General features: G+C 63.5%; 8 protein-coding genes. 6 read left to right on the top strand and 2 right to left on the bottom strand.

Annotation, left to right across the window (positions count from 1 at the left end):
• Positions 1–122 precede the first annotated feature (122 nt).
• Positions 123–2,048 carry an adenylate/guanylate cyclase domain-containing protein gene (locus EN781_RS12055; RefSeq protein WP_126059103.1) on the top strand — a complete coding sequence of 642 codons (1,926 nt, stop codon included), beginning with the start codon at positions 123–125 and terminating at the stop codon, positions 2,046–2,048.
• A 101-nt stretch (positions 2,049–2,149) separates the two neighbouring features.
• On the opposite strand, the gene EN781_RS12060 is transcribed toward EN781_RS12055, so the two are convergent.
• Positions 2,150–3,625, bottom strand: coding sequence for an inorganic triphosphatase (locus EN781_RS12060; protein WP_348631377.1), 1,476 nt, complete (start codon positions 3,623–3,625; stop codon positions 2,150–2,152).
• Positions 3,626–4,145: 520 nt separating this feature from the next.
• Between EN781_RS12060 and EN781_RS12065 the strand changes: the two genes are divergently transcribed.
• The 4 genes from EN781_RS12065 to EN781_RS12080 all read left to right on the top strand — a co-directional run bounded on the left by EN781_RS12065 (position 4,146) and on the right by EN781_RS12080 (position 9,540).
• Entirely contained in the window at positions 4,146–4,379 is a 234-nt protein-coding gene (locus EN781_RS12065) for a hypothetical protein (RefSeq protein ID WP_126055122.1), read from the top strand.
• A gap of 262 nt (positions 4,380–4,641) precedes the next feature.
• Complete coding sequence (locus EN781_RS12070; protein WP_245455485.1) at positions 4,642–5,409, top strand: MipA/OmpV family protein; 768 nt, start codon at positions 4,642–4,644, stop codon at positions 5,407–5,409.
• Positions 5,410–5,640: 231 nt separating this feature from the next.
• Positions 5,641–8,616, top strand: a complete 2,976-nt coding sequence (ileS, locus tag EN781_RS12075; protein WP_126055120.1) for an isoleucine--tRNA ligase — start codon at positions 5,641–5,643, stop codon at positions 8,614–8,616.
• A gap of 249 nt (positions 8,617–8,865) precedes the next feature.
• Positions 8,866–9,540 carry a hypothetical protein gene (locus tag EN781_RS12080; RefSeq protein ID WP_126055119.1) on the top strand — a complete coding sequence of 225 codons (675 nt, stop codon included), beginning with the start codon at positions 8,866–8,868 and terminating at the stop codon, positions 9,538–9,540.
• A gap of 81 nt (positions 9,541–9,621) precedes the next feature.
• Here the strand turns inward: EN781_RS12080 and EN781_RS12085 are convergent, their stop codons facing one another.
• Positions 9,622–10,074, bottom strand: a complete 453-nt coding sequence (locus EN781_RS12085) for a nucleoside deaminase (RefSeq protein WP_126055118.1) — start codon at positions 10,072–10,074, stop codon at positions 9,622–9,624.
• A gap of 180 nt (positions 10,075–10,254) precedes the next feature.
• On the opposite strand from EN781_RS12085, the gene EN781_RS12090 reads away from it, so the two are divergent.
• Positions 10,255–11,930: pseudouridine synthase (locus EN781_RS12090; RefSeq protein ID WP_127400017.1), on the top strand; the 1,676-nt coding region annotated here is incomplete at its 3' end.

Here is an 11,930-nt window from a genome sequence, read left to right on the forward strand (position 1 = left end):
GTGGAAGCGACCTTTCCGACCGCCGGACCAATGGACGACATCCTGGCCTGGTGGGTCGGGCCTCTCGTCAGCATGCTGGGTTAGGTGTACCATTTTGGCAATGATGGGTCCGGGGCAGGATGATGATCGTCCCTCCAATGAACCGGAAACTGCTGGCGATCCTTGCAGTGGATATGGTCGGCTATTCAAAGGCGACCGAGATTGACGAAGCTGGCACAATCGAGCGCCTGAGAGCTATCCGGGCCGACGTAACCGATACGGCGATCGCTCTGCATCAGGGTCGAATTGTCAAGCTGTTGGGAGATGGCGCACTTGTCGTCTTCGACAGCGTGGTCGATGCGGTGATCTGCGCAGCCGAAATTCAAAAAGCTGTGGCCGTTCGCAATGGTGGACTGCCGGAGCAAGAGCGGATCGTGTTCCGCATCGGGATAAATCTTGGCGATGTGGCGCTGGTGGATGGCGATGTGTATGGCGACGGCGTCAATATCGCCGCTCGCATAGAGCAGCTTGCCGAGCCGGGCGGGGTGATGGTGTCAGGTACGGCCTACGACCATTTGCAGGGCAAGCTTGATTGGCCACTCGATTTCGTCGGCGAGCAGCACGTCAAGAATATCAACCGCCCCGTGCGGATGTACCGGGTGAGGCTCGATGGCAAGCGGCTGCGCCGGACCTTACGCCAGGCGATGCCGCACTGGACCAGGACGGCTGCGGCGGCGATCGTGGTGCTGGCTTTGGTGGGTGTGGGGACCTGGTGGTTCTTTCAGCCCGCGTTACTGGGGGCCAAGCCGTCGGTCGCGGTGCTGCCTTTCAATAATTATGGCGACGAGGCCAGCGGGCGTTTGGCCGATGGCTTGACTGAGGATATCATCACCGACCTCGCGCGGTTTCCCGAACTTGACGTCGTGGCCCGGAATTCGACGGAAGTTTACAAGGGCAAGCCGGTGGATGCCCGCCAGGTCGCGCGTGCGCTCCATGTCGGCTTCGTACTGGAAGGCTCCATCCAGCGGCAAGATGGGCGGGTGCGGGTCACCGCACAGTTGATCGATGCACTAACCGGCAACCACCTTTGGTCGGATCGTTGGGACCGGCCCGCTGAGGACGTGTTCGCCGTCCAGACCGAGATCGCAGAGCAAGTCTCCAACCGGCTGGGCGGTGGCGTAGGGTTGATTCAGACGGCCGGGCGGGCCGCGGCCAAACGCAAACGACCTGAAAACCTAAATGCTTACGACTATTATCTGCTCGGGACCGAGAAGATTGAAGAGATCACCGTAGCCGATGAGCAGGAGGCAATCGCGCTTCTCAACCGCGCCATTGAGCTGGACCCCGGGCTGGCTCGCGCCTGGGTAGAACTTTACCATGCGCATGGCATATTGGCTGGCTTCGGTATCAATCCCGAGAGCGAGATCAAGGCGGCTGCCGATGTGGCCGAACACGCGGTGCGGCTCGATCCAGGCGACGCTGAGGCACACGCCGTGTTTGGGATGAGTCTCAGCCACAAGGGCGACAACGCCCGCGCCAAGGCCGAACTGGATACGGCCCTTCGTCTTGCTCCCGGTTCGTCCGAAATCCTGACGTTCTATACCGGCTATGCGGCACGCTTCGGTGAACCCGAACGCGGCGCTCAGATGGTCGACCAGGTAATGCGGCTCGACCCGAACTATCCGATGTGGACGTCCAACTTCTTCGGCCCTGCCTATTTTATGGCCGGCCGGTATGAGGACGCCTTGAAGATGCTGGAGCGCATGACACCTGACAACTACGACCATTGGAGGTGGGTGGTGTTTAGCGGCTCCCTTGCGGCTCTGGGTCGGATGGATGAGGCGAATGCCGCGGTTAGGGAAACTCTCAAGCAGTACCCCGACCTGACCGTCGAGAGCATGATCAATGAAGTCGGCTTGAGCACTAGTGAGCGCAGCCGGTTTATTGAAACGATGCCGCTCGCCGGTTTTCCGGCTTGCGCCAAGCCCGAGGCGCTGGCGAAACTCGCCAAACCTGTGCGACTGCCGGAATGCGAGGCGGGCGAGGCGCAGCCTCTCGGGCAGCCATAGAACAGCTCCGCACCGGCCAGCCCATGGCGATGGCTAGGCCGGCGAGCGCGGTGACACCGGAAGTGGGCATTGGAGCTTCGTCGCTCCCTCCGCATGCTGCCTCAACGCCAGAAGCGCCTGGTCTTGACAAAGGTGTCGTGTGCTTCCGCGGCGTCCTTGAGAAGCTTGGACTTGTCCTCGCCGCTGAAGAGATCGTCCGCACCAGTTACGTCCGAAAGCTCCAGCGCTGCCAGCATATCGGGGGCGGTGGCAATATCGTTGAGGCTGCCGAGATGATCCTGCAGGCCCTTCATCGCCTCGATGAACCGTCGATGGCGTTTGGCCTCGGCCTTGCCGTTGTAGAGCGGCTCGAAGAACTCGGCCGCGTAGCGCAGTTTCTTTGCGGCGATCCGTACTTTATGGCGGGTATCGTCATCGGCGTCGATAAGATTGTTGCCGCCCTTCGCCACCTTCTTCCAAAGTTTATCAAATACATCCGAGGCGAAATCCTTCGACGACTGTTCGGACAACATTTCATCCGATTGGGTTCGCCAGTCCTTGATGGAAATCCACTCGGTGACATCGATCATCAAGGAGCGGGCGCGAATTGAAGAGAACGATGCTGCGACCGCCGCATAGGCGTCGTCGCGCACTTCCTGAAGACGGCTTGCAAGAATCCTGCTGGAAGCGTGATCGATCATCACGTCGATATTGCGTGCATCGCCAAGTTCCGCTGCGAGCCATTTCAATTCTCCTCGCATGTAGTCGAAACGGCTGTCGTCGAATAGCGACTTGCAGATCGAGCATAGGGAGCGCAGCCGTCGCAGCGACACGCGAGCCTGGTGCAGGGAGTCGGCATCGCGAGACCATCCCAGCGCCATCTCATTGAGACGGAACTGTTTGAGACAGGCCGCTGCGATGCGCGCGAAAGCCATTGCCACGCTCATCTCGGACGTGAGCGGGGTCGCAACTGATTTCACAGCACCCGGTGCAGGGCCAAGCAGACGATAGCCTCGTTCAGCTTTGCTTAGCACCCCGAGATGCGCCGGCGTGACCAGGTCAATTTTCCGAGCGAGCGCAAACAGAGCTGCCGGCGAGCCCGCCTTCTTCTCCAACTCGATCTCGCAGAGCGGTGCCTCGCGACCGGCTGCGACGACCTTGCCAAGATCCAGGGCAACCTCGATCGTGGCGTCGCCATCCGACACATTCCAAGAATGCCGTTTGACATGAACCTCGAACAATGGCGCCAGCTTTGCGCCATCCTCTGCAAGCAGGTCTCTGATCTGCGGATCGTCAAGTATCGGTGTATCGCCGTCGACCGGGCGCTCCCATTCCTCGCGCGTGAACGATCCGGCGGCGGTGCCATCGCCGGCTTTGAGGGTTTGGATCCTTTTATCACCCGATTGCCGGATGCGAAGCGATAGACCGCGCTTGGACAGGTCCCATCCGAGCGTATCGAAATAGATGGATTTCTGCTGAAGAATTGTGGGCGAGGACCCGAACGGATTCTTCTTGAGGAGCGATCCCGCACCCGACCGCGACAGCTCGAACTTCAGTTCCGTTTCCTGCATGATGTCCTCGGCGCCGCGCAACTTCACGACAATCGAAGGGACCCTCCCTGCATGGTGCGTCATAAAGCTGTCACAAACAACCGCTCGCCTTGACCATCTGTGGCCGGACCTCAAGCCGGCTGACGACGATATGCGGGCCGGTACCATACCTGTCAGTCCTCGTTCATCCGATGATGCAGGAAAAGGACACAGGAGATGGCTACCAAAGAAAAAAGGAGGAATGTGAGCCGGGCAAGAGCAGCATCTGACGGAAATTGCCGACGTCACGCCGAAACAGGCGCGTGCCTTGCTGTGGAAGCATGGTGCCGACTGGCTCAAGGACGAAGCCGGAAATTTGAAGGAAGACTGATCTGTCGGCTTCCTCAATTCCTAGCGGCACGAGCCGGCCGGTTGGTTGCCGCCGATTGCAGCCATGCGCTTTCGCCCTTATGAGACAGCCGACCCAGCCCGCACGCGCTGGCTCTTGTCTGCTTTGTAACGTGAATTTAGATTCAGCTACCAAAGTCGCTCTGCTAAAGTTTGTTAGTGGGGGCCAGGGAGTTTCCCAATGGATGCCACGGAATTGCGGACGATCAGCGATACTCTGATGCGGATTGTGACGCCGGATATGACGCCGAAACAACTGTTGAAGGCGGCAAGGAAGGAACACCCCGATGCATCCAAGAAAGACATCGCCCGCGCGGCGTTCTTTTCGATCATCGCTAACGCCGACCAGGACCACGGAAAGGTCAAAAACCTACAGGCATTCGCCATCGCAGGCCGAGTGAGCGGCGACGCTTAGTGAGGCGAGCAACCCGAATGTCCCGTTGCAACCGTTGTCGATGCTTCCCAATTCACACCCTAAGCGCGTTTCGGACATCTCGAGTTTGCGACAGTGCGGGTCGTTGAATTGGTTGGGAGTCAACCAGTCCAGCTTCCGATGTTACGACTTTAAGTCAAATTTTACCGAACCCGCGCCATGGCTTGAGCACTGCCGGTTGTTTGCGCCGGCGTGTTTCGCGTATGGGGTAACGATGCGTATTGTCCGGGCGATTCCGCTGGTAATGACCGCCGTCCTGCTGGGTGTCCCGACCGCCGGGGCGGGCGAGGGCAGCTGGATATCCGGCGACTGGTACCTGACGCTCGGCGCAACCGGCCTCATCGCGCCGAATTTCGAGGGCGGCAAGAAGTACATGCTCAGCGCCCAGCCGATCATCTCGCTCGGCAAGGTGGGTCCGGAAGCGCGCTTCACCTCGCGCAACGACAACATCTCGCTGGCGCTGATCGACGACGGCAGCGTGCGCGCCGGCCTCACCGGCAAGCTCCTGTTCTCGCGTGCCAGCAAGGACGAATTGGAAGGCCTTGATCCGGTGCGCTGGGGCGGCGAGGTCGGCGGCTTTTTCGAATTCTATCCGCTCGACTGGGTGCGGGCGCGGGCCGAGCTCAGGCATGGCATCCGCGCCCATGACGGCTTCGTCGCCGACATCGCGGCGGATGCCTTCTACGACGTCACGCCGACGGTCCGCATCTCCGGCGGGCCGCGCGTTTCCTTCGCCTCGTCGGGCTATTTCGACGCCTACTACGGCGTCAACGCCACCGAGGCGGCGGCCTCCGGCCTCAGCGAATACCATCCGGACGGCGGCCTGAAGTCGACCGGCCTCGGCGGCGCGATCACCTGGAAGGTGACCGAGCCGATGACGGCCAGCGTCTTCACCGAGTATTCGCGCCTGATGGGGCCGGCGGCTGATTCCAGCCTGGTCAAGGAGCGCGGCGACCGCAACCAGTGGACCGTCGGCGTGTCGACCACCTATCGCTTCGACTTTTCAATGTAGCCGCCTGAACTCGGCGCTTTATTCCTGCTGACTAATCCGCTAAAAGCCCGGCCATGACGAGCTTTTCGCGCCTGTTTGCGATCGCGATACGAATTACGAGCCCGGTGTTCCGGGTGGCCTGAGCGCCGCCGGAGCCGCCGGGACTTTTGCGCGTGGCTCTCGCGCTTTTCCAGATGATGATAGTTCAACGCCCGAGCTTTTCCGCCGCCGGGCAATGCACATGGCAGACCAATGACCGATACCGCTGAAACGATCGACTATTCCCGCACGCTTTACTTGCCGCAGACGGATTTCCCGATGCGCGCCGGCTTGCCCGAGAAGGAGCCGGCGCTGGTCAAGCGCTGGCAGGACATGGACCTTTACCGCACGCTGCGCGAGGAGGCCGCCGGCCGCGAGAAATTCGTGCTGCATGATGGCCCGCCCTACGCCAACGGCAACATCCATATCGGCCATGCGCTGAACAAGATCCTCAAGGACGTTATCAACCGCTCCTTCCAGATGCGCGGCTACGACGCCAACTACGTGCCGGGCTGGGACTGCCACGGCCTGCCGATCGAGTGGAAGATCGAGGAGCAGTACCGCGCCAAGGGCAAGAACAAGGACGAGGTGCCGGTCAACGAATTCCGCAAGGAATGCCGCGACTTCGCCGCGCACTGGATCAAGGTGCAGGGCGGCGAGTTCCAGCGCCTCGGCGTCGTCGGCGATTTCGACAATCCCTATACGACGATGGCTTATCACGCCGAGGCGCGCATCGCCGGCGAGTTGTTGAAATTCGCCATGTCCGGCCAGCTCTATCGTGGCTCGAAGCCGGTCATGTGGAGCGTGGTCGAGCGCACGGCGCTGGCCGAGGCCGAGGTCGAGTACCAGGACTATGAGAGCGACACGATCTGGGTGAAATTCCCGGTCGCGAGCCTCGCGCGCCCGGTCGTCGGCGCCGAGGACGCCGCCGCGGCGGCGCTGTCGGAATCGTCGCTCGATCTGCTCGAGGCCCATGTCGTCATCTGGACGACGACGCCCTGGACCTTGCCCGGCAACCGCGCCGTCAGCTATTCGCCGCGCGTCGCCTACGGTCTCTACGAGGTGACCGCGGCCGAGAACGCGTTCGGTCCACAGCCTAGCGAGAAGCTGATCTTCGCCGACGCGCTGGCCGAGGACGCCGCCGCCAAGGCCAAGGTGACGCTGGCGCGCGTTCACGACGTTTCGGCCGAACAGCTTGCCAGCCTGACGCTTTCGCACCCGTTCAGGGGGCTGGCCGACGGCTACCAGTTCCCGGTGCCGATGATCGGTGGCGAACATGTCACCGACGATGCCGGCACCGGCTTCGTGCACACCGCGCCCAGCCACGGCCGCGAGGACTTCGACGCCTGGATGGACGCCGTGGCGGAATTGCTCAAGCGCGGCGTCGACACCGCGATCCCGTTCCCGGTCGACGATGCCGGCTTCTTCACCAAGGACGCGCCGGGCTTCGGTCCGGACCGCGAAGGTGGGGCAGCGCGCGTCATCGACGACAATGGCAAGAAGGGCAACGCCAACCAGGCCGTCATCGAGGAACTGATCAAGCGCAACGCGCTGTTCGCGCGCGGCCGCCTGAAGCATTCCTATCCGCACTCCTGGCGATCCAAAAAACCCATCATCTTCCGCAACACGCCGCAATGGTTCGTCTACATGGACAAGGACCTCGGCGACGGCACGACGCTACGCAGCCGCGCGCTGAAGGCGATCGACGACACCCGCTTCGTGCCATCCGCCGGCCAGAACCGCATCCGCGCCATGATCGAGGAGCGCCCCGACTGGGTGCTATCGCGCCAGCGCGCCTGGGGCGTGCCGATCGCCGTCTTCGCCGACGTGGACGGCAACGTGCTGAAGGACGAGGCGGTTAACCAGCGCATCATGGAGGCCTTCGAGGCCGAGGGCGCCGACGCCTGGTTCGCGCCCGGCGCCAAGGAGCGCTTCCTCGGCAATCACGATGCCGCGAAATGGCATCAGGTGATGGACATCCTCGATGTCTGGTTCGATTCGGGCTCGACGCATGTCTTCACGCTGGAGGACCGTCCGGATCTCAAATGGCCGGCCGACGTCTATCTCGAAGGCTCCGACCAGCATCGCGGCTGGTTCCACTCCTCGCTGCTCGAAAGCTGCGCCACCCGGGGCAGGGCGCCATACGACACCGTCGTCACCCATGGCTTCACCATGGATGAAGAGGGGCGGAAAATGTCGAAGTCGCTCGGCAACACCGTGGTGCCGCAGGACGTCATCAAACAGTCCGGCGCCGATATCCTCCGGCTCTGGGTGGTGACGACCGACTATTGGGAAGACCAGCGCCTCGGCAAGAACGTGCTGCAGACCAATATCGACGCCTACCGCAAGCTCAGGAACACCATCCGCTGGATGCTGGGCACGCTTGCCCACGACGATGGCGAGGACGTTCCGCTGGATGAGATGCCGGAACTGGAGCGGCTGATGCTGCACCGGCTGTCCGAGCTCGACGAAGTGGTGCGCCAGGGCTACGACGCCTTCGAGTTCAAGCGCATCACGCGCGCTTTGCTCGACTTCATGGTGGTCGAGCTCTCGGCATTCTACTTCGACATCCGCAAGGACGCGCTCTATTGCGACGGGCCATCGAGCCTGCGCCGCAAGGCGGCTGTGCAGGTCGTGCGCCACCTCTTCGAATGCCTGGTGAAGTGGCTGTCGCCGATGCTGCCCTTCACGATGGAAGAGGCCTGGCTCGATCGTCACCCGGATGCCGTCTCGGTGCATCTCGACCAGTTCCCGGTCATTCCGCAAAACTGGCGGAACGAGGCGCTGGCCGAGAAATGGCGCAAGGTCCGGCAGGTGCGCCGCGTCGTCACCGGCGCGCTGGAGATCGCGCGCGCCGAGAAACTGATCGGCTCCTCGCTGGAGGCCGTGCCGGTCGTGAGCCTCGACGATGCCGCGCTGGAAGCGGCGATATCGGATGTCGATATGGCCGAGATGGCGATCACCAGCGATCTCGTCATCGCCAAAGGCAAGGCGCCGGACGGCGCGTTCACGCTGGACGACGTCAAGGGCGTGGCGGTGGTGGTCGAGAAGGCCGAGGACCGCGGGCTCGTTAAGTGCGCGCGGTCGTGGCGCTACACGGCCGATGTCGGGCAGGACGGGGCATTCCCCGATGTTTCGGCCAGGGATGCGGCCGTGCTGCATGAACTGAAAGCGCTTGGGCGGCTTTAGGTGCATGTCGCCCAAAAGTGTGCCGCGGTTTTGGGAAAACGACATGCACCCAATCAAATAAGTGCACAAATGCCACGCCGGGCAATGCAAATCCGCCGGCGCGTTGCCCTTAACGGGTGGTTGAGGTAAACACGCGAAACTCCGGACGACAAATTGTCGCCGGATTTCCGTCGCAAGTGCATCGTCGATGGGGACCGGATCTTTTGGCCGGTGGCGATCGAGAGGCTGTCTAGTGTGGGACTTTTTGGCATGACCGAGAGAATCTGTGTGCGCGCCGCACTGCTGGCGCCGCTGGTCGCATCCGGACTTGCCTTGTCGGGCTGCATGAGCTCGCCCACCTACGGCACCGACAAGACCGCCGGCGAACAGCTTGCCGGCGACCTTTCCAGCGCCTTTTCGATCGCGCCGAAGCGCAAGGATCCGATCGACTACAAGCCGCGTCCCGATCTGGTGAAGCCGGCGCCGGGTCAAAAGGAAAACTTGCCGCCGCCGCAGGAGAGCATCGAGACGGCGAGCGCCGATTGGCCCGAATCGCCGGAGCAGCGCCGCGCCCGCCTGCGCGCCGACGCCACCGCCCACCAGGACGATCCGTCCTATCAGTCGCAGATCGTCGACGACGTGCAGACCGATCCGACCGCGGTGAAGAAGGCGTTGGCGGACTCGGCTTCGAGCCATCCGCCGCGCTGGTCGCCGGAGGACTCCGACAAGGGCCGCGCCGCCGAGATCCAGCGTCGCATGGCAGAGGGCAAGCAGGGCGACCCGAACACCCGCAAATATCTCAGCGAGCCGCCGCTGGCCTATCGCGTCGCAGCCGGCACAGCGCCGCAGGGCGAACTCGGCGAGGACGAGTACAAGAAGGAACGCCGCCTCAAGAAGGAGGCGGCCGCCAAGAGCAAGAGCGGCGGCTGGTTCGACTGGTGGTAAGGTTTCAGCGCATCGCTGCACAACGACAGCGGTAGCTATCTTTCGCGCCTCCTCGGTCCCGCCATCGTCCAAAAATCGTGGCTAGACCTCGCGCCGCTCGCGGAAAAAATCCTTGAGAATGAGCGATGCCTCGCTCTCGCCCATGCCCGGATAGATGTCCGGCGCGTGGTGGCAGGTCGGCGAGGCGAAGAAGCGCACGCCGTTGACCACCGCGCCGCCCTTCTCGTCGACGGCGCCGAAATAAAGCCGGCGCAGCCTCGCGAAGGAGATGGCGCCCGCGCACATGGCGCAGGGCTCCAGCGTCACATAGAGATCGTGGCCGGTGAGCCGCTCGCTGGCGAGCTTTTCGCAGGCCTGGCGGATCGCCAGCATCTCGGCATGCGCCGTCGGGTCGGCAAGCTCGCGGGTGCGGTTGCCGGCTCTTGCCACGACGATGCCGCGGCTGGCGATGACCGCGCCCACCGGCACTTCTCCGCGCTGCGCGGCGGCTGCCGCCTCCTCAAGCGCCAATGCCATGAAATCCGGCCGCTTCACGCGGTTTCCATTCCGATTATCTCCTCGCCACCCGACAGCGATCCTGTTATCTAGCGCCTAACCTCGAAAATCGGACTCGGTTTTCGGAAACGATCATGCGCCAAATCAAAGTGCTACAGCGTCCTTTGCGCGCCCGAAAGGATGCGCCACGCTGTAGCAGCGCAAACAGGCAAAGGCCACATGGACGACAACGACAAGAAATTCCGGGCTAAAAAGGGTCCGGTCAGGGGCGGTCCGAAAGCCGCGGGATCGCGCAGCCGCGACGGCGCCGCCAGCAAAGGCGGCAAGCCGTCCTTCGGCGCCAAGAAGCCCTACGCGCCGCGTGGCGACCGGCCGATAGCCGCCGAAGGCGAGCGGCCAAAGCGCAATTTCAAAAGCGGCGACCGGCCTCGTGAGGCTGGTGCGGCGCGGGCGGAAAAGCCGTTCCGCAAGGCGCCGCGTCCCGAGGGCAAGCCCTTCGAGAAGCGCGACGGACCGCGCAAGCCCTATGCGCCGCGTGGTGATCGGCCGATGGCAGCGGACGGTGAGCGGCCGGCGCGCGACTTTAAGCGCGAATACTTGCCGCGTGAGGCGAGCGAGGGCGCTGGCCCGCGCGGCGAAAAGCCGTTCCGCAAGGGACCGCGCCCCGAGGGCAAGCCTTATGAGAAGGGACCGCGCAAGCCCTACGCCCCGCGCGGCGACCGGCCGATGGCCGCGTCAGGCGAGGGCGGCGAAAAACGTTTCGAACGGCCCAAGCGTGATTTTGGCGACCACCCGAAGCGAGATTTCGCGGACCGTCCGAAACGCGACTTCGCGGATCGTCCCAAGCGCGACTTCAGCGATCGCCCCAAGCGTGACTTTGGCGAGCGGCCGCAAGGCGCATCAGGCGGCGGCTTCAAGCCTCGCCCGCGTCCCGCCGAAGCCGCTGAGGAAGCCGGCGAGCGCATCGCCAAGCGGCTTGCCCGCGCCGGCCTGGCCTCGCGCCGCGACGCCGAGGAACTGATCGCCGCCGGCCGCGTCAAGGTCAATGGCCGGGTGCTGTCCTCGCCGGCCTTCAACGTCATGCCCGACGACATCGTCCATCTCGACGGCATGGAAATCCCCAAGATCGAGCGCACTCGGCTGTTCCTGTTCCACAAGCCGGCCGGCGTCGTCACCACCAACCGCGATCCCGAGGGCCGCAAGACCGTCTTCGACGTGCTGCCGGCCGAACTGCCGCGGCTGATGACCATCGGTCGCCTCGACATCAACACCGAAGGGCTGCTGCTGCTCACCAATGACGGCGGCCTGTCGCGCGTGCTCGAATTGCCGGCCACCGGTTGGCTCAGGCGCTACCGCGTGCGCGTCCACGGCAAGGTCGAGGAAAGCGCGCTCGCGGGCTTGCGCGAAGGCATCGCCGTCGACGGCGTCTTCTATGGCGCGATCGAAGCCAGCCTCGACCGCGAACAGGGCACCAATGCCTGGCTGACGATCGGCCTGCGCGAAGGCAAGAACCGCGAGGTCAAGAACATCCTGGGCGCGCTCGGCCTCGAGGTGACGCGGCTGATCCGCATTTCCTACGGGCCGTTCCAGCTCGAGGATCTGCCGGAGGGCCATGTGCTGGAGATCAAGGGCCGCGTGCTGCGTGAGCAGCTCGGCGAGCGCCTGATCGAGGAATCCGGCGCCAATTTCGATGCCGAGATTGCAAAACCCTTCTCCAACAGGCCGGTGCGCCGCACCGAGCCGCGCCGCGAAGGGGCCGAACCGCCGAAATTCTCTCGCGACGGCGACCGCCGGCCGATCGGCGAGGGCGGCCTGATCAAGGCGCGCAAGCGCCGCGAGGGCAGCCGCGACGAGGCGCTGGGCAAGCTTTCGACCAAGCCCGACCGGGCGTTCGG

Origin of the sequence: Mesorhizobium sp. M4A.F.Ca.ET.090.04.2.1 (assembly GCF_003999085.1) — a bacterium.
Classification (GTDB): Bacteria; Pseudomonadota; Alphaproteobacteria; order Rhizobiales; family Rhizobiaceae; genus Mesorhizobium.

What these genes read in the sequence shown, in the direction of transcription:
- EN781_RS12070 (WP_245455485.1), top strand. Translation starts at nt 4,642, where the DNA reads ATGACCGCCGTCCTGCTGGGTGTCCCGACCGCCGGGGCGGGCGAGGGC.
- ileS (WP_126055120.1), top strand. Translation starts at nt 5,641, where the DNA reads ATGACCGATACCGCTGAAACGATCGACTATTCCCGCACGCTTTACTTG.
- EN781_RS12055 (WP_126059103.1), top strand. Translation starts at nt 123, where the DNA reads ATGATCGTCCCTCCAATGAACCGGAAACTGCTGGCGATCCTTGCAGTG.
- EN781_RS12080 (WP_126055119.1), top strand. Translation starts at nt 8,866, where the DNA reads ATGACCGAGAGAATCTGTGTGCGCGCCGCACTGCTGGCGCCGCTGGTC.
- EN781_RS12065 (WP_126055122.1), top strand. Translation starts at nt 4,146, where the DNA reads ATGGATGCCACGGAATTGCGGACGATCAGCGATACTCTGATGCGGATT.